This window comes from Puniceibacterium sediminis, assembly GCF_900188035.1.
In the GTDB taxonomy this organism is placed as follows: Bacteria; Pseudomonadota; Alphaproteobacteria; order Rhodobacterales; family Rhodobacteraceae; genus Puniceibacterium; species Puniceibacterium sediminis.
On the sequence record NZ_FZNN01000008.1, the window covers coordinates 167,485 to 188,999 of the forward strand.

Consider the following 21,515-nt stretch of genomic DNA (forward strand, 5'->3'; position numbering starts at 1 on the left):
ATGACTAACGCCCTGACTTCGGGCAGCGGAGCCGACATACCGCACAAAATTCACGCAATTGCCGTCTGGCACTGGACGACAGGTGAAAGTCGTCCATGTCATGGTAGACTGGTTGCGATGTACGCCTAGTTCTTAGGCAGTATGACTTCGTGACAGCAGGCGAAACGCCAGAGATCAAGGAACAGAATGGACGGAGACAGATTGGAGAATTCAATCACACCGACATCAAACGTCGGATCAGCGCGCGTGCATGCCCATCCCTACGGACGGGTGGCGGTTCTGGGCACAGGCAGCTGGGGTACGGCGCTTGCCATGGTTGCGGCCACCGCGGGCCGTGAGGTGCGGCTATGGGGGCGACGCCAGCAACTGAGCGATGCGGTCGAGGCGACAAGGATCAACGCGGAATACCTGCCCGATGTGCCACTGCATGACAGTATTTTCGTGACCAGCGAGCTGTCCAAGGCGCTGGAAGGTGCACAGGCGGTACTGATCGCGACGCCATCGCGCACACTCCGTGAACTTTGCGGCTCGATCCGCCCGCACCTGCCCAAAGGCATCCCGCTTGCGCTGTGCTGCAAGGGTATCGAACGGGGCACAGGATTCCTGCTGTCGCATCTGGTCTCCGAGGAACTGCCCGGCCATCCGGTTGGCGCCTTGTCCGGCCCGACCTTCGCCAGAGAAACCGCGCTTGGGCATCCGACAGCAGCGACCATCGCCTTTCCCTTTACCTACGAAGACCGGCTGGACCCGGCCAAAAGCCCGGCTGCACGGTTGGCGGTGTCAATGTCCTCAGCCGCGTTCCGGCCCTATGTGTCTGACGACCCGGTGGGCGTCGAGATCGGCGGCGCGGTCAAGAACGTGATAGCCATCGCTTGCGGCATGATGACTGGTGCCGGCTTTGCCGAAAACACCCGTGCGGCATTGATCACCCGTGGCATCGACGAGATGAAGTTCCTGGCCGAGGCCCTGGGCGGGCGACGCGAAACCGTGACTGGCCTGTCCGGCGCGGGTGATCTGACGCTTACCTGTTCCAGCATGACCTCGCGCAACATGTCGCTGGGGGTGCAGCTGGGAAAGGGTATTCCCCGGAACAAGTGTTTTGACGGGCGCGATGTCGTGGTCGAAGGCGAGGTAAACGCAGTTTCGGTCGTCGATCTGGCCCGTCGCATCCGCGTCCGCATGCCGATTTGCGAGGCGGTACACGCCATCCTATATGAACAGGCTGACCTGGCGACCGCCTTTTCCGACCTCTGGGCGCGGCCCATCGAATCAGAACCCCGGACGCTGGACATTGAATTGGCCCATCCGACAACACTGCGAGAGACATGATGACCCTGCATACCCCCGTGACCGCCGTACCGATCAACGCTCGAAAATTCGTTCTGGCAACCGATCTGGACGGAACCTTCCTTGGTGGATCGGAGGCCGAGCGCAAGACGCTCTATGACTGGATCGAGGCGAACCGCGACACCATCGGCCTGATCTTTGTCACCGGACGCGACCCAAAGTTCATCGGCGAATTGTGCGGCAGCGGCGTGCCGTGGCCGGAATACGTGATCGGTGACGTGGGCACGACAATCGCAAGGGTGCACAACCGCGTGATCGAACCCATCGTGCCGCTGGAAGAGGATATCGCGAGCCGCTGGGGCAACGCCGGTGACGCGGTCCGCGCAGCGCTGCACGGGCATCCAGGCCTTACCCTGCAACCGACCGAGTTCCGCTACCGGGTGAGCTATAATCTGCATCCCGGCAGCTTTGATGCCGCCGCCCACGAAATCGTCGAAAAACTGGGCCATGACACGCTGGTTTCGGATAACAAGTATTTCGACGTACTGCCCCGGGGGGTCAGCAAAGGCCCGTCCCTACAGCGGCTGGTCACGCATCTGGAAATCCCGCCCGAACTGGTACTGGCAGCCGGTGATACGATGAACGATCTGTCGATGCTGCAATGCGGCCTTCCGGCTGTTGCGGTCGGCGGATCGGAACCGGACCTGCTTTCACGCGTTAAAGATTTGACGCAGGTCCACAAAGCGACCGCTATTGGTGCGGCCGGTATTCTGGAAGCCGTGGCCGTACGCAACCTACATCCGACCCCGAAAGGAGACTGATATGCCCAGCGATCTCGTGATCGTCTATCACCGTCAACCCTATGAAGAGGTGGAGGAAAATGGCAAGATCGTCTTCAAGGAAAACAAAAGCCCCAATGGTATCGTTCCCACCTTGAAAAGCTTTTTCGGAGCGGTGGACAACGCCGCCTGGGTAGCCTGGAAACAAGCCGAGGATACCGCAAACCCCGGATTTGAGCGCGTCATCGAGATCGAAGACAGCTTTGGCAAATACACTGTGTCGCGGCTACCGCTCACCGAGGCGCAGGTCAAAAGCTTCTACCATGTCACCTCGAAAGAGGCATTCTGGCCGATTCTTCACGGTTTCAAGGAAAAGTACAATTACGACCCCGTCGACTGGCCGACCTTCCGCGAGGTGAACTGGGCCTTTGCCGAAGCCGCCGCCGCCGAAGCAGCCGAGGGCGCATCCGTCTGGGTGCACGACTACAATCTGTGGCTGGTGCCGGGGTATCTGCGCCAGTTACGCCCTGATGTGCGGATTTCATTCTTTCATCACACCCCCTTCCCGTCTGCGGACATGTTCAACGTCCTGCCATGGCGCGGAGAGATCATCGACAGCCTGCTGGCCTGCGATGTGGTCGGCTTTCACATCCCGCGCTATGCGGCAAACTTTGTTTCGGTCGTGCGGTCCCTGCGCGATGTCGGTCCGGTGCCGCGGGTCAAGGTGGATCCGGACTTTATCTCTGAAGGATCGGCGCTTAGCGACAGGACCGTACCCGTCGCGATCCACCTTGAGGATTCCAACAACCACGTTGTGCATCTGGGCACGACCCCGGTTGGCGTGAACACGAGCTATATCAATGAGGTCGCCGGACGCGAGGACACGGCGGCCCGAGCCAAAGCCATCAAGGAGGAGCTGGGCGGCGCCCAGCTGATCCTGTCGGTCGGTCGGACAGATTACACCAAGGGCGGCGCGGATCAGCTGCTGGCGTTTGAACGCCTGCTGGAACGACAGCCGGAACTGGTCGGAAATGTCCGACTGCTGCATGTCTCGGTCAGCGCAAACCGTAACATGAGCGTCTATCGCGACATTCAGGAAGAGATCGAACAGATCGCCGGTCGGATCAATGGCCGGTTTGGCACGTTCACATCGACCCCGGTCACGCTGATTTCCCGTGCCATTCCGTTTGAAACACTGGTGGCGTATTATCGTGCCGCCGATGTGGCCTGGATCACGCCACTGGCGGACGGGATGAACCTTGTGGCCAAGGAATTCGCAGCTTCGCGCACAGATGGGGATGGAGTTCTGATCCTGTCGGAATTCGCCGGCGCCGCGATCGAGCTTGGTTCGGCAATCCTGACCAATCCCTATTCCAACCGATCCATGGACCACGCGATCGAACTGGCGCTGACCATGGACGAAGACGAGCGGCGCGGCCGGATGAAAGAGCTGCGGCGGATGGTTGAGAAGTACGACACCAAGGCCTGGGCCCGCAATCAACTGGTGCTGCTGTCGCCCGAGAAATTTGCCAAGACGAAAGATACGGCTGCGGCCTGATCTTTCGCCCTATCGGCTTCCAGACGTAAAAAACCGGCCCTTTGCGGGGGCCGGTTTTTCCTGTTTTTAGCGCTGAAGTTCAGCCGTTGGCAGCCGCCGCATCCGTCCGGCGCGCGGTCAGTTCTTCGGCCACGAGGAACGCGAGTTCCAGCGCCTGTGACGCATTCAGGCGCGGATCGCAGGCGGTGTGGTAACGGTCGCTCAGATCCTCGTCCGTCACGGCACGTACGCCGCCGGTGCATTCGGTCACGTCGTCGCCGGTCATTTCGAAATGAACGCCGCCCGGGATTGTGCCTTCGGCGTTGTGGACGCCAAAGAATTCGCGAACCTCGCGCAGGACCAGATCGAAGGGCCGTGTCTTGTAACCCGAAGAGCTCTTGATCGTATTGCCGTGCATCGGATCGCAGACCCAGGTGACATTGGCCCCCTCTTCGCGCACCGCCTTGATCAGGCGGGGCAGGTTCTCACCCACCTTGCCCGCGCCGAACCGTGCGATCAGCGTCAGTTTGCCCGCCTCGTTGGTCGGGTTGATCTTGTTCATCAGCACCTTGAGATCGTCGGCGGTGGTCGTCGGGCCGCATTTGAGGCCGACCGGATTGATCACACCACGGGCGAATTCCACATGCGCGCCGTCGGGCTGGCGCGTGCGGTCGCCGATCCAGATCATGTGGCCGGAACCTGCCAGCCACTTGCCAGAGGTCGAATCCAGACGGCACAGCGCCTCTTCGTACTCCAGAAGCAGGGCTTCGTGGCTGGTGTAGAAATCCACGGTCTTGAGGTTGTGGTTGCTCTCGCTCTCAAGCCCCGCCGCCTTCATGAAGTCGAGAGTATCGGAAATCCGGTTCGCCATGTCGCGATATTTGGCGGCCTTTTCACCTTCGGTAAAGCCGAGCGTCCATGAATGCACTTCGTGGATATCGGCATAGCCCCCGGTCGAAAAGGCGCGCAGCAGGTTCAGCGTCGCCGCCGCCTGGGTGTAGGCCTGCAACATCTTGCGCGGATCGGGAATGCGCGCCTCGGGCGTGAAGGCCAACTCGTTGATGATGTCACCACGATAGCTGGGCAGTTCCACGCCGTTCACGGTTTCCGTCGGAGCCGAGCGCGGTTTGGCGAACTGGCCGGCCATGCGGCCCACCTTGACCACGGGCACCTTGGCACCGAAGGTCAGAACCATCGCCATTTGCAGCATGACCTTGAAGGTGTCGCGAATGCCATTGGCGCTGAACTGCTCGAAGGACTCGGCGCAGTCGCCGCCTTGCAGCAGGAACGCTTCGCCACGCGACGCGGCACCAAGCGACTTTTTCAGCTTGCGCGCTTCGCCCGCAAAAACCAGCGGCGGATACTTGGCCAACTGCGCCTCGACAGCATGCAGTGCGTCGGCATCCGTATAATCGGGCATCTGCACCCGGGGCTTGTTGCGCCAGCTCGTCTTTTGCCACTCGGTCATCTGGTGTCTCCGGTCAGAAATAGGTCGTGCGCTTTGGCACGGGGTTCTATACGAAACCAAAGCCCCGCTGGCCATAGTTGAAATAAACTGTGCCTGCGGGTCCGAATCCGGCGCCTATCGCATTTGCCCGGCCCTGGTTTGGATGGATTGATGCAAACCTTTGCCAATCACGAATATTGCCCGGCCTGTAGCAGGGGCAAGAAACGACATCTCTTGACGCTTGCGGAACCTTCTGCCCATCTGGGTCAAAATATCCCGGCGCGATACAGCAGTCGGAACAGGGAGCGCGGCCATGGAAGCCCAGCCACAGAACATCGAAGTCAAGGCGACGGGAAAACCGCGTCGGTTCGTCTTTGTCCTGTTGCCCCGGTTTACCCTGCTGTGTTTCGCGGCCGCCGTGGATGCGCTGCGCATTGCCAACCGGATGGCGAACAAACCGCTCTACACTTGGTCGGTCACAGGCGAAGGCGGCGACACGATCACCTGTTCCGCCGGGACCGAGTTCAAGCTGGAATACGACCTGCCGGAACTGGGGCGCGATGATACCGTGATGGTTTGCGGTGGGATCGACGTGCAATCGGCAACCACCAAGAAGCTGCTGAACTGGCTGCGCCGTGAATCGCGGCGCGGGCTCAAGATCGGCGGCTTGTGCACGGCGAGCTATTCGCTGGCGCGTGCCGGTCTGCTGGACGGCAAGAAGGCGACGATCCATTGGGAAAATCAGGACAGTTTTGCCGAAGAATTCGAGGAGGTGACGCTGACCAAGTCGGTCTTTGTCGTCGACGGCAACCGGATGAGCACCGCCGGGGGCACCTCCTCCATTGACCTGATGCTCAAGGTCATCGCCGATGATCATGGCGAAGAACTGGCCAATGCGGTTGCGGATCAGCTGATATATTCGTCGATCCGCACCGATCAGGACACCCAGCGGCTGTCGGTGCCCACTCGCATCGGCGTGCGTCACCCCAAGCTGAGCCAGGTGATCCAGATGATGGAGCATCATATCGAGGAGCCGATCAGCCCGGCCATCCTTGCCACCGATGTGGGCATGTCCACCCGACAACTGGAACGGCTGTTTCGCCGCTACCTCAACCGCTCGCCCAAGCGGTACTACATGGAATTGCGCTTGCAGAAAGCGCGCAACCTTCTGATGCAGACGGATATGAGCGTGATCAACGTAGCCCTTGCCTGCGGTTTCGCCAGCCCGTCGCATTTTTCCAAATGCTACCGCGCGCATTACGAAACCACGCCATACCGCGAACGTGGAAGCCATGCGGCACGACTGTCCATCTAGGCGGTCTGGCGGCAGGTATAGCCCGCAACAACACAGCGGCAGCGCGCGACCACGGATAGCGCCGCCAGAGGCTGAGCGGCGCACTTTTCGGTCCGGTTCCGTCATCCGCATGTCCGTCGAACTGCCGTCGCACAGGCACCCGCCCATGGGGCGGTCGGGCGCTGCCGCGCCTTGTTTCCGGCCTTGATAGTTTGCTTCTCGGACAGTCGGCCAACGCGAAGACGGATCTTGCGATGTTCCCCTTCGGCAATCATCAAGGGGACTTTTCTTTTATCCAACCGCCGCTTACGATTTGTGCCGGACAATCTGTTCCAACTGGGAGAAACTCATGAAAAAAATGCTGCTGGCCTCTGTGGCCACTGTGCTGACGGCAGGCACCGCCTTTGCCGCCTCGCATTCCTCTGAAGCCAAGATCGGCGTGATTCTGGGCTTTACCGGCCCCATTGAATCGCTGACCCCGATGATGGCCGACAGTGCCGAGCTGGCGCTGAAAGAAGTCAACGATTCCGGCATGTTCCTGGACGGCGTGACGCTGACCCCGGTGCGGGCGGATTCGACCTGCGTGGATGCAGCCGCCGCCACAGCCGGTGCCGAGCGTCTGGTGACGACCGATGGCGTGGTTGCGATCATGGGCGCGGATTGCTCTGGTGTGACCGGCGCGGTTCTGTCCAACGTCGCCGTGCCCAATGGCATCCCGATGGTGTCGCCGTCGGCCACATCGCCGGGCCTGTCTACAGCCGAAGACAACGGGCTGTTCTTCCGCACCGCCCCGTCCGATGCGCGTCAGGGCGAAGTTCTGTCCGGTATCCTTGCGGACAAGGGCATCACCTCGGTTGCGGTGACCTACACCAACAACGACTATGGCAAGGGCCTGTCGGACAGCTTCATTTCCAACTTCGAAGCCTCGGGCGGCACCGTGACGCTGAACACCCCGCATGAGGACAACAAGGCCGACTATTCCGCCGAGATCGGCGCGCTGGCGTCGGCCGGGGGCGATCTGCTGGTGGTGCTGGGTTATTCGGATTCCGGCGGCAAGGGCATGATTCAGGCGGCGCTCGACACTGGCGCATTCGACACCTTCATGCTGGGTGACGGCATGTATGGCGACGCGCTGGTTGCAGAGCTGGGCGGCGACATGGAAGGGTCCTTCGGAGCTGTGCCATGGAGCGAGGGCGCCGGTGCGGATGCCTTCAAGACCGTCACGGATGCTGCTGGAATCAATGGAGAATCTTCGTTCACGCGTGAATCCTATGATGCGGCGGCGCTGATTGCGCTGGCGATGATGGCGGGCGGCGAAGCCACGTCCACAGCCGTCAAGGACAACCTGCTGGCCGTGGCGAACGGTCCGGGCGAGGAAATCCTGCCGGGCGAATTGGGCAAGGCGCTACAGATCCTCAAGGACGGTGGCGAGATCGATTATGTCGGCGCAACCAATGTCGAGTTGATCGGACCGGGCGAAGCGGCTGGCAGCTATCGGTACTACACAATCACCAATGGTGCCTTTGAAACCGTTGATTTCCGGTAAACACACCGGATAAAGCAGGGCAGCCCGGAGCAATCCGGGCTGTTCGCATAACAGGAAGGTGCCGTTCAAGGTGCCTCGGGCAAGGGGATGTATCTGTGATCCGGGTCGAGAACCTGCACCGCCATTTCGGCGGCTTTCGTGCCGTTGACGGCGCCAGCCTGACGATCGACAAGGGGTCGATCACCGGGCTCATCGGCCCCAACGGCGCCGGAAAAACCACGCTTTTCAATGTCATAGCCGGAGTACTGGAGCCGACTTCGGGCCATGTATTCATGGATGGCGAGGACATCACCGGGATGCCGCCGCATGTGTTGTTTCACAAGGGGCTGCTGCGCACGTTTCAGATTGCGCATGAATTCAGTTCGATGACCTGCCGCGAGAATCTGATGATGGTGCCCGGCGATCAGTCGGGCGAGACCCTATGGAACGCGTGGTTCGGCAGGGGCCGGATTGCGCAGGAAGAGGCCGCGTTGCTGAAACAGGCCGACGAAGTGCTTGATTTCCTGACGATTTCCCACCTGAAAGACGAAAAGGCCGGAAACCTGTCGGGCGGGCAGAAAAAGCTGCTCGAACTGGGGCGGACGATGATGGTGGACGCCAAGATCGTCTTTCTGGATGAGGTCGGCGCCGGTGTGAACCGCACCCTGCTGAACACGATTGGCGATGCGATTCAACGGCTTAACGTCGAACGCGGGTATACCTTTTGCATGATCGAACACGATATGGATTTCATCGGGCGACTGTGTGACCCGGTCATCGTAATGGCCGAGGGCCACGTGCTGGCCGAGGGGTCCATCGCCGAGATAAAGGCCAATGAAGCGGTGATCGAGGCCTATCTGGGCACCGGGCTGAAGAACAAGGAAGCGGTGTCATGACGGCGTATGGAACCCGTATGGAAAGCGTATGGCTGGCGTATGGCTGCGATATGGCCCGCGTTGTGAAGGTGGCGTCGCATGGGTGAGCCTTATCTGATCGGCGAGGCGATGACCGGCGGCTATGGCAAGGGTGCCGATATTCTGCACGCCTGTACCATCGCGGTCGAGCGCGGCGAGATCGCGGTGATTGTCGGACCCAATGGCGCCGGCAAATCGACGGCGATGAAGGCGGTGTTCGGGATGCTGGATCTGCGCTCCGGACATGTGCGGCTGGACGGCAGGGACATCACCAAGCTGTCGCCGCAGGACCGGGTGGCGCAGGGCATGGGATTCGTGCCGCAGACGCACAACATTTTCGGGTCGATGACGGTCGAGGAAAACCTTGAGATGGGCGCGTTTATCCGACGCGACGATTTCCGGGGCACTCTGGCGCAGGTTTATGACCTGTTCCCGATCCTGAAGGACAAGCGGCATCAGGCGGCGGGCGAATTGTCGGGCGGGCAGCGCCAGCAGGTGGCGGTGGGCCGGGCACTGATGACCCAGCCCAAGGTGCTGATGCTGGACGAGCCGACAGCGGGGGTTTCGCCCATCGTCATGGACGAGCTGTTTGACCGGATCATCGAGGTGGCGCGCAGCGGCATTTCCATCCTGATGGTCGAACAGAATGCGCGTCAGGCGCTAGAGATTGCCGACAAGGGCTATGTGCTGGTGCAGGGGGCGAATGCCTTTACCGGCACGGGCAAGGATCTGCTGGAGAACCCGGACGTGCGCCGGAGTTTTCTGGGCGGATGAGGTGGGCAGCGTGGCGCGGGCCAAGGGGAATGGATTTGCGTATTTGTAAAGCGAAGACGCGCAAGGACGTGGCGCGGGGGGATGCGGCGTGGAATTTCTGAACGGCTTTGTGGCGCTGGCCAATTTCGTGCTGATCCCGGCGGTGGCCTATGGCTCGCAATTGGCGCTGGGGGCGCTGGGGGTGACGCTGATCTATGGCATCCTGCGATTTTCAAACTTTGCCCATGGCGACACCATGGCGTTCGGGACCATGTGCACGATCCTTGTCACCTGGTGGCTGCAGGGGATGGGCGTGTCGCTGGGGCCGTTGCCGACCGCGCTGCTGGCAATTCCCTTTGGCATTGCGGGCTGTGCCGCGCTGATCCTGCTGACCGACCGGGTAGTTTATCGGTTCTACCGGGTGCAGCGGGTCAAGCCAGTGATCATGGTGATCGTGTCGATGGGCGTCATGTTCATCTACAACGGCATCACGCGTTTCATCATCGGGACCGAGGATCAGAACTTTGCCGATGGCGAGCGGTTCATCATCGGCGTGCGGGACTTCAAGACCCTGACCGGTCTGGACGAAGGTCTGGCCATCCGCACGACGCAGGGCATCACCGTGGTGACGGCTGTGATCGTGGTGGCGGCGCTGTTCTGGTTCCTGAACCGGACGCGGACGGGCAAATCGATGCGCGCCTATTCGGATAACGAGGATCTGGCCCTGCTGTCGGGCATCAACCCCGAGCGGGTGGTGATGGTCACATGGCTGATCGTGGCGGCGCTGGCGACGATTGCCGGGGTGCTTTACGGGCTGGACAAGTCGTTCAAGCCCTTCACCTATTTCCAACTGCTGCTGCCGATCTTTGCGGCGGCTATCGTGGGTGGCCTCGGCTCGCCCCTGGGTGCCATCGCGGGCGGTTTCGTCATCGCGTTTTCCGAGGTCGGGGTCACCTATGCCTGGAAAAAGGTGCTGGGCTACTGGATGCCCGAGAGCCTTGCGCCAGACGGATTGGTGCAGCTGATGTCCACCGATTACAAATTCGCGGTCAGTTTCGTGATCCTGCTGATCGTGCTGCTGTTCCGGCCCACCGGCCTATTCAAGGGGAAATCGGTATGAGCGATATGCTGCGCGGCACGGTGCTGTTCGGGATCATGGCGGTGCTGATCGTCGGGACGGGGTTTGTGCAAAGCTGGAATTCGGCGCTGCTGATCCTGAACATGGGGCTGGTGAGCGCGGTGATGGCGCTGGGGGTGAACCTGCAGTGGGGTTTTGCCGGGTTGTTCAACGTCGGCGTGATGGGGTTTGTCGCGCTTGGCGGGCTTGCCACGGTGCTGGTGTCGATGCCGCCCGTGGGCGCGGCATGGTCCGCCGGTGCGGGGCGGTTGTTTCTGGCGCTGGCGCTGGCCGTGGCGGTGATGGCGGCGGCGATCCTGCTGTGGAAGCGGCTGCGTCGCGGCCTGCGCGGCTGGGTGGTTGCGGCACTGCTGGTGGCGGGGTTCTTTGCGTTTCGCGCGGTGTTTGACCCGGCGGTGGCCTTGATCGAGGCGGTGGATCCGGCGGCCACGGGATACCTGGGCGGGCTGGGCCTGCCGGTGGTTCTGGCATGGCCGGTGGGTGGTCTGCTGGCCGCCGGGGTGGCCTGGCTGATCGGCAAGACGGCACTGGGGCTGCGGTCCGACTACCTTGCCATTGCGACGCTGGGCATTGCCGAGATCATCATCGCGGTGATCAAGAACGAAGACTGGCTGGCGCGCGGGGTCAAGAACGTGAACGGCCTGCCCCGCCCCCTTCCCTATGAGATCGACCTGCAGAACGATCCCGGTTTTGTCGAAACGGCGGCGGGTCTGGGATTGGATGCGACGACAGCCTCGACGCTGTACGTGAAACTTGGCTATGGCGTGATGTTCACGCTGGTGTTGGTGCTGCTTCTGGTGCTGGCGCAGCTGGCGCTGAAATCGCCCTGGGGGCGGATGATGCGCGCGATCCGCGACAATGAAACTTCGGCGCGGGCCATGGGCAAGGATGTCACGCGGCGGCATTTGCAGATCTTCGTGCTCGGCTCGGCCATCTGCGGCATTGCCGGGGCGATGATGACCACGCTGGACGGGCAGCTGACGCCGGGGACCTACCAGCCGCTGCGCTATACATTCCTGATCTGGGTGATGGTGATTGTGGGCGGATCGGGCAACAATTTCGGCGCGGTTCTGGGTGGGTTCCTGATCTGGTTTCTCTGGGTGCAGGTCGAACCCATCGGCCAGTGGCTGATGTACCATGTAACGTATGGCATGGCCGATGGCAGCTGGCTCAAGGGGCACCTGCTGGATTCGGTCCAGCATATGCGCCTGCTGACGATGGGGGTGATCCTGCTGCTGGTCCTGCGCTTCAGCCCGAGGGGGTTGTTGCCGGAACGCTGAGCACAGGCACCGACCCTCTGCTTCATCTGCCGATAGATATCCCTGGGGGCTGCGGGGCTGCTCCGCCCGCGGCCTGCTTCATCGCGGGGGCAGGCGCAAAGAATACCAAAGGGCGCGCGCCTTATGATACCTTTCGGCTAGTGACCCGGGGCGCGGGCTTGTCTATCCTTGCAGGAATGACGCAGGAAAGCCCCCAAACATGAGCGAACGCGCGCTGACCCCCGACACCCGCCTGCCGAAATCGGCGCTTGTTGTGGACGATCATCCGCTGTTTTGCGACGCGCTGACGCTGACGCTGCAATCCATCGCCGATTTCGAAGAGATCCGCAGCGTGGGCACATTGGAAAAGGCGCTTGAGGCCGTGGCGCAGGATGCGCGCATCGATTTCATCATTCTTGATCTGAATCTGCCCGATGTGAACGGGCTGGACGGGTTGGTGCGGCTGCGCAATGCCGCGCCCAAGGCGGCGATCCTGATTGCATCGTCCATGGCCGACAACCGGATGATCTGTCACGCGCTGAAGGCCGGGGCGAACGGGTTCGTACCGAAACATTCGCAGCGGGCCGTGTTTCGCCGCGCATTCGAGGCGGTGGTTCAGGGCCAGCAATTCGTGCCCGACGGCTATATCGATCCGCATGGCGTCGGAGGCCGCGGCGTTCAGGGCGATGTGCTTGACCGGCTGGGGAGCCTGACCAATCAGCAGGCGCGCATCCTGAACCTGATCTGCGAGGGCAAGCTGAACAAGCAGATCGCCTTTGATCTGACCATTGCGGAAACCACGGTCAAGGCGCATGTCACGGCGATCATGCGCAAGCTGGGTGTGCACAGCCGGACGCAGGCGGTGCTGATCGCGCAGGAAGCGCGCTTTGCCAAGGTCTTGCCAACCGGGGAGTGACGCCCCTATCGTGCGTGGCAGTCACACAATAGGACACTGGATTTGGACGGAGGGGGAACAGGCACCGACAGCGGTTCGGGCCTGACAGCACGTGCGCCACAGCCGGGCGCGCTGAGGGTTGCGCAGGTGTCGGCGGATCATCCGGCGCCGCTGGATGCGATCTGTGCCCAGCTGACGGCGGAACCGCTGGAGCTGATCCTGTTGTTCGTATCGCCAGAGGCAGATTTCCGGGCGGTGACGCGGCAGGCCCGGGGCCGGTTCGGCAATGCCGACGTTCTGGCCTGCACCACCGCCGGAGAGCTGGGGCGTCTGGGCTATGAAGAGGGTCAGATCATCGCCGTCGGGTTTCCCGCCGCGCTGTTTTCGGCCCGGACCTATGCGATCAGCGACCTGCATGCGCTGAACGAACAGGCGGTGATCGACACGGCAATCCAGCATCGCAGCGCCCTGACCCGCCGCGCCGGGGATCTGCCCTGGGAATTTGCCTTTCTGATGATCGACGGGTTGTCGTTATGCGAAGAGCATCTGAGCGCGATGCTGGCCGCAGGTCTGGGGCCGATGTCGCTGTTTGGCGGGTCGACCGGCGATGGCACGGCGTTCCAGCAGACATGGCTGGCCCGCAACGGCACGGTGCTGGAAAACGCGGCCCTTGTGGCGCTGGTGCGGTCGCGCTGTCCGGTGCATGTGTTTTCCCTTGATCATCTGATGCCCACCGACACGCGCATGGTGGTGACCGCCGCCGACCCCGAACGCCGCATCGTGCAAGAGATCAACGCCGAACCGGCGGCTGCGGAATATGCCCGCCTGCTGGGCAAGGACCCGAACCAGCTGGACCCGTTCATCTTTGCCGCCCATCCGGTGGTGGTGCGGCTGGGCGATACCCATCATGTGCGCGCCATCCGGCAGGTGAATGACGCGGGCGATCTGGTGTTCTTTTCCGCGATCAACGAAGGCATGGTGCTGACCCTGGCCGAGCCCGAGGATATCACCCGGCATCTGGACCGGGAGCTGGCGGCGCTGGCGCGTGCGGGGGGGGCGGCGCCGCAGATCCTAGGCTGTGACTGCATGTTGCGGCGGATCGAGGCGGGCCAGAGTCAGAAGACGCACGAAATTTCTGCCATTCTGCGGGATCGCAACGTGATCGGCTTTTCGACCTATGGCGAACAGATCGGCGCGCTGCATGTGAACCAGACGCTGACCGGGGTGGCCATCTATCCGCCGCCCGCGACCGAGGATTAGGCCCATGTCCATCGTCAATCCGGCCGACAGCCTTGAGCGGCAGAACGAAAAGCTGATCAAGATCACCGAATCCCTGATGCGGCGGGTGGAATACGGCACGGCGCAGTCCGGTGCCGCCTATGCCCAGTTTGAACGCGCCGCCCTGCTGGAAAAGCGGGTGCGCGAACGCACGCTCGAGCTGGAGCGCACGCTGGACCTGCTGCACGAATCCAACGCGCAGTTGGGTCGCGCCAATCGCGAAACCGAAGCGGCGCGGCGCAATCTGGCGGATGCGATCGAAACCGTGTCCGAAGGGTTTGCCCTGTTCGACCCCGAAGACAATCTGGTGATGTTCAATTCGCGCTTTTGTCGGGATTTCCGCGACATGGCGCAGGCCCTGCGCCCCGGTCTGCCGTTCGAGGACTATGTCGACCAGATCAGTCAGAGCGCCGATCTGGTCCTGCCCGAGGGCGATGGCCCCGAGGCCTGGCTGAACAAACGCATCCGGCGGCACAAGGACCGGCATGTGATGTTCAACGTCCAGCTGAGCCACGACCGCTGGCTGCAGGTGAGCGAGCATCGCACCGGCGATGGTGGCACGGTCGTGTTGCAGACCGATGTGACCGACATCATCCGGCTGGAGCGGCAGGAACACCGCCGGTTGCGGGACAAGCAGGCACGGATGATCCGGGCGACCTTGGACCACCTCAATCAGGGGGTCTGCATCTTTGATGAAAACGCGCAGCTTGTCGGCTGGAACCAGAAGCTGGGCGCGTTGCTGTCCCTACCCGCGCGGCGGCTGCACATCGGGGCGTCATTTTCGGGTATCCTGAGCCAGTTTGATGCGGGGATCGAATTCACCCGGGGCATCGACCGCGACGGGTTTCGTGCCTGGGCGCAGGACGACGGGCCGCGGCAGCCGATTTCGTTCGAAGTGCGGCGCGGCGATGCGATGACCTTGCACATCTTTGGCCGCGCCATGCCGGACCGCGGGTTCGTGATTTCCTGCACCGATGTGACGGCCGAACGCGAGGCGGCACAGAAGCTGTACGAGATGAACGAGATCCTGGAACAGCGGGTGATGGAGCGCACGCTGGAGCTTGAGGATGCCTTGAGTGCGGCGGAACGCGCCAATGCGTCGAAGTCGCGGTTCGTGGCTGCGGCGAGCCACGACCTGTTGCAACCGCTGTCGGCGGCAAAGCTGTTCATATCCTCGCTGGCGGACCGGTCGGCAGAGCGCCCCGGCGATGTGAAGGTGCTGACCAAGGCGGAATCGGCGCTGAATTCAGCCGAGCAGATCATCGACGCGCTGCTGAACATTTCGAAACTGGAATCCGATGGGTTGAGTTTTGACATACGCCCCGTGGCGCTGTCGGAAATCCTGCGCCCGCTGCGGGACGAGATGGAGATGGTCGCCGCCGCCAAGGGGCTGGATCTGCGCATCGTCGATTGTTCGCTTTCGGTGGAAACCGACCCGGCCTATCTGCGCCGGGTGGTGCAGAACCTGCTGGCCAATGCGGTACGCTATACCGAAACGGGGCGCGTTCTTGTGGGTGTGCGGCGGCGCGGCATGTCGGCCCGGATCGAGGTCTGGGACACCGGCCCCGGCATCGCCGAAGAGGATCAGGGCACCATCTTCGAGGAATTCAAACGGCTGGATACCAAGGCCAGCCGGAATGACGGGCTGGGCCTTGGCCTTGCCATTGTCGAACGCGCCTGTGCGCGGCTGGGGCATCCGCTGGGGCTGTGGTCCGAACCGGGCAAGGGCAGCTGTTTCATGGTGAATGTACCCGTCGCCGGGCGGGCCGAGCCGATGTCGACGACGCGCAACCGCCCGATGCGGCCGCATGGATTGGCGCAGTCCGGGCTGATCGTGCTGCTGGTCGAGAATGAACCGCAACTGCGCCGGGCGATTACCATTCTGGTCGAAAGCTGGGGCGTGAACGTGATCGAGGCCGAGGATGCCGAATCCGCGCTGCAACTGCTGGACGATCTGGAAATCCGCCCCGATGCGCTGATGCTGGATCAGCAGTTGGGTCAGGGGCTGCCGGGCACCGGGTTGTACGAGGTGATCACGGCCCGGATGGGCGCCCTGCCCTGTTCGATCATTTCGGCGGATCGTTCGCCCGGCCTGCGCGATGATTGCGAACGGATGGGGCTGGATCTGCTGCTCAAGCCGCTGGACCGGCACAAGCTGGGCCAGTTCCTGCGAGAGGCTGCGGGCACGATTTAGGCAATAATGAGGCGGCGGCCGAAATTTCTTAGGGATCTGTCAATATCTTCGTGGAATATACGAAACAGCCTCTCCCCTTGCACGATCGGAGCTATCATGCAGTCCGCCTCCATGAAATGTCTGATTGTCGATGATTCCGAAACCGATCGGTTGATGATGGAACGTGTGCTGCACAAACAGTCCATGAAGCTGGACCTGCGCGTGGCCAAAACGCTGACGGAAGCCCGCTCCCTGATGCGCGAGGAAGGCATACGTCTGGTGTTCCTGGATAACACCCTGCCCGACGGAATCGGCGCGAATTTCCTGAAAGAAATGAAGGATTATCGTCAGCGCAACGACGTCACGGTGATACTGGTGAGCGACTGGCCGTCGCCCTTCATGTTTGCCAAGGCCCGGGCCCAGAACGTGCGCGCCATCTGGAACAAGCGCGACTTTACCATCGAAGCCGTCCGGCGCGTCCTGCGCGAACGTGTGGCTGCCGATGCAATGGACTACGCCCATTAACGATCACAGCGCAGGGCCGTCCCCAGACGGCGGCCCGGCATGTTTGTCGAAACACGGACGCCGATCAGCCTGAAAGGGCGGTTCTGACGGTCAGCGCGCGATCACGATATCGGCGCACAGCCCGCCAAGACGTTCGCTTTGTCCCAGTCGCAACACCCCGCCATGTGCGCGCGCGATATCCGCAGCAATGGCAAGCCCCAGCCCCACACCTGACCCGGCATTCTGGTTGCGCGATGCATCCAGCCGCACAAAGGGGCGCAGCGCCTCTTCGCGCTGCTCGGCCGGAATTCCGGGGCCGTCATCTTCAACGCTTATGCGAAGCGCGGTGTCGGTCAACGTCACGCTGACTTCGCAACGGGTGCCGTAACGCACGGCGTTGCCGATCAGATTTTCGACGGCGCGACGTATCGCATTGGGCCGCAGGGTCACGGTGCCGCTGCCGGTCGCCTGCAAGAGGGTCACATCGGTGCCGCCCCGCTGGGCGTCGTGCACGATCTGCGCGACCATCTCCTGAACATCTACCTGTTCGGGCGCGCCGGCCTCTGCGTTGCCACGTGCGAAATCCAGAAACGCATCCAGCAGTCGCTGCATATCCTCGACATCGCGCTCCATCGGTTCGCGTTCGGCGTCGTCCAGCATGGCAAGGCTCAGCTTCATGCGGGTCAGCGGCGTGCGCAGGTCGTGGCTGACCCCCGACAGCATCATGGTGCGCTGTTCGATCTGGCGTTCAATCCGCGCGCGCATGTCGAGAAAGGCATTACCCGCCGCCCGCACTTCGAGCGCGCCGGACGGGCGATAGGGTTCGTGACGCCCCCGGCCAAAGGCTTCGGCCACCGCGGCCAGACGGGTGATGGGGCGCAGCTGGTTGCGCAGGTAGAGGTAGGCGATAAAGGTCATCAGCCCGCCAAAAAAGGCCATGTTGACCAAAAGCTGATGTGGATTGGCAGGCGAGGTGCGGCGCCGGTCAAAGCCGACCGAATACATCTGTCCGGCGCGCTGCACATACAGCAGGACGTCGTTGTCGTTGGGCAGCAGCACCCTCTGCAGCCCGGGTATGAAACGGTACAGCGTGCGCATCACCACGATTCCCGAAAAATCGTAGAACCGGCGTTCGTCCTGATCAGGGACCACAGAGTCGGAAACCTGCGCGATCCGCAGGGCAAGCCCCTCTTTCACCACCGTCGCCGCAGGGCTGCCCTGCACGTTCAGCGCCAGGTTCACACCGCGCGACATGTCGCGGCTCATCTGCGCGCTGGCATCTTCGAAATGGCGCTGAATGAACACCACCGAGACGACAAGCAGCAGCGTGACCACCGGCAATGCCAGGATCAGCAATCCGCGGCCATAGATCCCGCGCGGCATATAGCGTTTGAGCCATTGAAACATAATGGCATAAGCTATCCAATGCCGGGGCCCTGCACCATACCAGAGTGTGCCCGTCATAATGACAGCCCCGTGAAGGGTCCACCATTCGCCAAAGGCTATGCCATGTCCGACCCTGATCCCAGTTTTGCCCCGCCGGTGGGCACCGCCGAAGACCTGTCAGACGGGCTGCGCCGGCTGCTGGCGCCGAACCCGTCGCCGATGACCTTTCGGGGTACGAACACCTATCTTCTTGGGACGCGGGGCATCGCCGTCATCGACCCCGGCCCGCAGGATGAACGCCACCTCGACGCGATCCTTGCCGCGCTGCGCCCGGGTCAGGAGATCAGCCATATCGTCGTCACCCATGCGCATCTGGACCATTCGCCGCTATCGCGCCGCCTGTCCGAGGTCACCGGCGCACCGGTTCTGGCCTTTGGCAACGCGCTGGCCGGGCGCAGCACGATCATGCAGGAGTTGGCCGCCTCCGGTCTGGTGGGCGGCGGCGAAGGCGTCGATGCGGGGTTTGAGCCCGACATTGCCCTGCCCGACGGCGCGGTGATCGAAGGCGATGGCTGGCATCTGGACGTGGTGCACACGCCGGGGCATTTCGGCAATCACATTGCCCTTGGCTGGGGCGATGCGCTGTTTTGCGGCGATCTGGTGATGGGCTGGGCGACCTCGCTCGTCTCGCCGCCGGACGGTGACCTCAGCGACTTCATGGCCTCGGCCCGCCGCCTGCAATCCGGGCCGTGGCGGCAGTTTCACCCCGGCCACGGCGCGCCGCTTATCCAGCCGCAGGAACGGCTGGCCTGGCTGATCAACCACCGTCTGTCGCGTGAGGCGTCGATCCTGGCCGAGTTAGACAGCGGTCCGGCAGGCGCTGCCGATCTTGCCCGGCGAATCTACACCGACACCCCAGCCGCGCTCATTCCCGCAGCCACCCGCAACGTCCTCGCCCATCTTGTTGATTTGACGTCGAAATCTGTCGTGACCCCAGTGGATGCCCTGACAGCAGACGCCTTATTTTCGCGGCTTCGAGGCTGACGCGCGGAAATCTGAACTTTTGTGACAAAAGGCTCTGGACGCCGCAAAATCGGATTGCTATATGCCCCCCAGTGTTCCGGCGTAGCTCAGCGGTAGAGCAGTTGACTGTTAATCAATTGGTCGTAGGTTCGATCCCTACCGCCGGAGCCAATTCCTCTCTAAGGCATTGGAAGCATTAAGTTTCGGAGTTTAACTCCGACGGCCTGAGGCGGTTTGGGCTGAAATCTTGCACAAACGTTGCACAGGCATTGCACGGCAGTGCCTCGCATGGCTCTTTCCGAATGACGTCGTCCCCTCGCGAGGGATCGACATGAAACAACAGAAGTACATGACGCGACAGGGCGGCCGGTATTACTTTCGACGGCGCATTCCAGGGTTATCCACAGCTCTCTCAGCAATTTTCGTGTCCTTGGGGACGTCAGACCCCAAATTTGCACATACGTGGTCACGGAAGTTGGCCGCGGAGTTCGATGAATTGCTCGATAGTTTCCTGTTCATCCTGGAAGAGTTGCCCGAGGAGGTGATGGCACGGTACATGACCGTCTGCCTGCAGCAGTGTCTGTCCGACATGCGGCGCCAGCATCGTATGGAACGGATGACCGGTCGCCTCGGGTCGATGAGTCCGGACAGCCGCGACATGATCCGGGTTGCGGTCGAGACCTTGCTTTGCGATGGCATCCGGAAGGCATTCCCCGCAAGCCGGATCAATCCGGAATGGTCAGCGAAGACGCTGGAGGCAATCATGCGTTTCTATCGCGCCGAGGCAGATGCGGTTTGCAACCCGGGCATGAAAGACAGGCTCGCCAAGGAGTTTACCAGCATCACCGGGGAGACGCTTCGTTCCCAGGAACACATGGCACAGATCATTGAGGCCTATCTGCATGCGCGCCTCGCTGCGTTGAGCGCGATGGAGGATCACGTCGAAGTTCAGGCGGCCAGATTTCGAGATCTTTCGATGCAGATGGTCGCAGAAACCGTTACAATTGGGCCAGATCCCTCCTCGGCATCCAGCACAACCAATCCTTCGCCAGCCCTTGCGAACCCGGCTATTCGGGGTGCCCGGAACAAGTCAGTTGATACGGTACTGACAGAATCTGACGTCCTTACACCGGGTGTCGCGTTGATCAAGGGTCCGCTCACCTTAGAAGCGCTCAACACGCAGTTCGCCACCGCAGCTGCCTGCGACGAGGCTCTACATCGCAGTCCGAAGACTCAGCCATTCGGGATCGACATCGCGGGTGCTTGCGAAAGGTCCATCAAGATCGCGATTGCCGCCGGAAAAATGGATGCCAAAACCGCAGATTCCCGCCGGGCAAAAATCAAGATGTTCTGCCTGCTGGCCAACGTCCAGACGGTGGCGGAAATCGAGCAATTCCACCTTCGCATCTTCGCCGACAAAATCGACCGGGTGCCCGTTGATTTCAACAAGTCTTCTCAGGACAAAACCCTCACGTTGCGAGAGATCTGCGCTCGTGCCGACGGAATGCCTGAGGCCAAACTCGGTCGTGCCCCTGGAACATTTAATGCGCATCTCGACAATATCGGTGCCGTCCTGACCCATGCTCTCAAGAACGAAGGCAACTCGGTCGATCCGATGATCGACACGTCCCTGCTGCGGCGGAACGAAACTGAGCGCGCCCGCAAGAAGCGCAATGCTTTCCGGCCGGCGGAGGCAAGAGCATTGTTCCAGCATCCAACCTGGCAGGGTTGCAAAAGTGAATCACGTCGACATGACCCTGGTCAACTCGTCCTTCAGGATGGCCTTTATTTCGTTCCGCTCATCGTTGCTTATACTGGCGGGCGTATGGAAGAGATTGCGGGCCTCCCGGTAGACGCCATCATTGCGACCGACGGTCACTATGGCTTTGACATCCGGCCCCATGACGAGCGTCGGCTTAAAAACCTGCAGAGCGAGCGCTTGATCCCCGTGCATGACCATCTGATCGAGCTCGGTATCCTTGTTCATCAGGAACGCATGCAGCTTCGCGGTGAAAAGTACCTCTTCCCGGAATTGCAGCCGACCAGTTCGAAAAAGAAATTCACGTCTGCACTTCGTTACAACTGGGAGAAGATCCGCGACATTCAGCTCGACGGAAATCCCCGAAAACTAGATGGGCACAGCCTTCGCCATTCCTTCAACCATCTTTTGAAACTTGAGAAATCGATCTCGAAAGAAGTCCGCCTCGATATTCTTGGACATGCCGGTGGGCATTGTTGCACAACTCTGACTATGGACGATTCACAACGTGAATCTATGCGGTTAGAGGGTCTTTATGAGCAAGCCACCTCCCGCCCGCTACCG

17 protein-coding genes and 1 tRNA gene are annotated in these 21,515 nt (G+C 61.6%); 16 read left to right on the top strand and 2 right to left on the bottom strand.

Annotated features, from left to right (window positions below; translation table 11 throughout):
• The first annotated feature begins 186 nt into the window (after positions 1-186).
• From CHB75_RS10875 to ggpS, 3 genes are read left to right on the top strand one after another with little or no spacing between them, the layout of a single operon-like run.
• On the top strand, positions 187-1,329 hold the full coding sequence (locus tag CHB75_RS10875; protein ID WP_089270570.1) for an NAD(P)H-dependent glycerol-3-phosphate dehydrogenase: 1,143 nt from the start codon (positions 187-189) through the stop codon (positions 1,327-1,329).
• On the top strand, positions 1,329-2,108 hold the full coding sequence (locus tag CHB75_RS10880; RefSeq protein ID WP_089270594.1) for an HAD-IIB family hydrolase: 780 nt from the start codon (positions 1,329-1,331) through the stop codon (positions 2,106-2,108). Before CHB75_RS10875 ends, CHB75_RS10880 begins: the two co-directional genes overlap by 1 nt.
• A gap of 1 nt (position 2,109) precedes the next feature.
• Positions 2,110-3,624: a glucosylglycerol-phosphate synthase gene (gene ggpS, locus CHB75_RS10885; RefSeq protein ID WP_089270571.1), complete on the top strand. Its 1,515-nt coding sequence runs from the start codon at positions 2,110-2,112 to the stop codon at positions 3,622-3,624.
• Positions 3,625-3,703: 79 nt separating this feature from the next.
• On the opposite strand, the gene CHB75_RS10890 is transcribed toward ggpS, so the two are convergent.
• A complete protein-coding gene (locus CHB75_RS10890) occupies positions 3,704-5,071 on the bottom strand; it encodes a class II 3-deoxy-7-phosphoheptulonate synthase (protein ID WP_089270572.1) in 1,368 nt (455 codons plus the stop codon).
• 292 nt (positions 5,072-5,363) lie between these two features.
• Between CHB75_RS10890 and CHB75_RS10895 the strand changes: the two genes are divergently transcribed.
• From CHB75_RS10895 to CHB75_RS10940, 10 genes are all read left to right on the top strand, one after another.
• Positions 5,364-6,365 (top strand): GlxA family transcriptional regulator, encoded by a 1,002-nt coding sequence (locus tag CHB75_RS10895; RefSeq protein WP_089270573.1) that lies wholly within the window; start codon positions 5,364-5,366, stop codon positions 6,363-6,365.
• Between the two features lie 328 nt (positions 6,366-6,693).
• On the top strand, positions 6,694-7,890 hold the full coding sequence (locus CHB75_RS10900) for an ABC transporter substrate-binding protein (protein WP_089270574.1): 1,197 nt from the start codon (positions 6,694-6,696) through the stop codon (positions 7,888-7,890).
• A 95-nt stretch (positions 7,891-7,985) separates the two neighbouring features.
• Entirely contained in the window at positions 7,986-8,765 is a 780-nt protein-coding gene (locus CHB75_RS10905) for an ABC transporter ATP-binding protein (protein ID WP_089270575.1), read from the top strand.
• A gap of 78 nt (positions 8,766-8,843) precedes the next feature.
• The gene (locus CHB75_RS10910; protein ID WP_089270576.1) at positions 8,844-9,557 is read left to right on the top strand and encodes an ABC transporter ATP-binding protein; all 714 of its coding nucleotides are present in this window, start codon (positions 8,844-8,846) and stop codon (positions 9,555-9,557) included.
• An 88-nt stretch (positions 9,558-9,645) separates the two neighbouring features.
• The gene (locus CHB75_RS10915) at positions 9,646-10,656 is read left to right on the top strand and encodes a branched-chain amino acid ABC transporter permease (protein WP_089270577.1); all 1,011 of its coding nucleotides are present in this window, start codon (positions 9,646-9,648) and stop codon (positions 10,654-10,656) included.
• On the top strand, positions 10,653-11,954 hold the full coding sequence (locus CHB75_RS10920) for a branched-chain amino acid ABC transporter permease (protein ID WP_089270578.1): 1,302 nt from the start codon (positions 10,653-10,655) through the stop codon (positions 11,952-11,954). Before CHB75_RS10915 ends, CHB75_RS10920 begins: the two co-directional genes overlap by 4 nt.
• Positions 11,955-12,153: 199 nt before the next feature.
• On the top strand, positions 12,154-12,849 hold the full coding sequence (locus CHB75_RS10925) for a response regulator (RefSeq protein ID WP_089270579.1): 696 nt from the start codon (positions 12,154-12,156) through the stop codon (positions 12,847-12,849).
• An 81-nt stretch (positions 12,850-12,930) separates the two neighbouring features.
• Positions 12,931-14,088: an FIST N-terminal domain-containing protein gene (locus tag CHB75_RS10930; protein WP_089270595.1), complete on the top strand. Its 1,158-nt coding sequence runs from the start codon at positions 12,931-12,933 to the stop codon at positions 14,086-14,088.
• Between the two features lie 4 nt (positions 14,089-14,092).
• Positions 14,093-16,300, top strand: coding sequence for a hybrid sensor histidine kinase/response regulator (locus CHB75_RS10935; protein WP_089270580.1), 2,208 nt, complete (start codon positions 14,093-14,095; stop codon positions 16,298-16,300).
• Between the two features lie 96 nt (positions 16,301-16,396).
• The gene (locus CHB75_RS10940) at positions 16,397-16,804 is read left to right on the top strand and encodes a response regulator (RefSeq protein ID WP_089270581.1); all 408 of its coding nucleotides are present in this window, start codon (positions 16,397-16,399) and stop codon (positions 16,802-16,804) included.
• 90 nt (positions 16,805-16,894) lie between these two features.
• Here CHB75_RS10940 and CHB75_RS10945 read toward each other — a convergent pair whose 3' ends face one another.
• The gene (locus CHB75_RS10945) at positions 16,895-18,193 is read right to left on the bottom strand and encodes an ATP-binding protein (protein WP_089270596.1); all 1,299 of its coding nucleotides are present in this window, start codon (positions 18,191-18,193) and stop codon (positions 16,895-16,897) included.
• A 99-nt stretch (positions 18,194-18,292) separates the two neighbouring features.
• Between CHB75_RS10945 and CHB75_RS10950 the strand changes: the two genes are divergently transcribed.
• From CHB75_RS10950 to CHB75_RS10960, 3 genes are all read left to right on the top strand, one after another.
• Complete coding sequence (locus tag CHB75_RS10950) at positions 18,293-19,213, top strand: MBL fold metallo-hydrolase (RefSeq protein WP_089270582.1); 921 nt, start codon at positions 18,293-18,295, stop codon at positions 19,211-19,213.
• A gap of 75 nt (positions 19,214-19,288) precedes the next feature.
• Positions 19,289-19,363 (top strand) — tRNA-Asn (locus CHB75_RS10955).
• 160 nt (positions 19,364-19,523) lie between these two features.
• Positions 19,524-21,515, top strand: a 1,992-nt coding sequence (locus CHB75_RS10960) for a DUF6538 domain-containing protein (RefSeq protein ID WP_342745304.1), incomplete at its 3' end; no start/stop codon positions are given.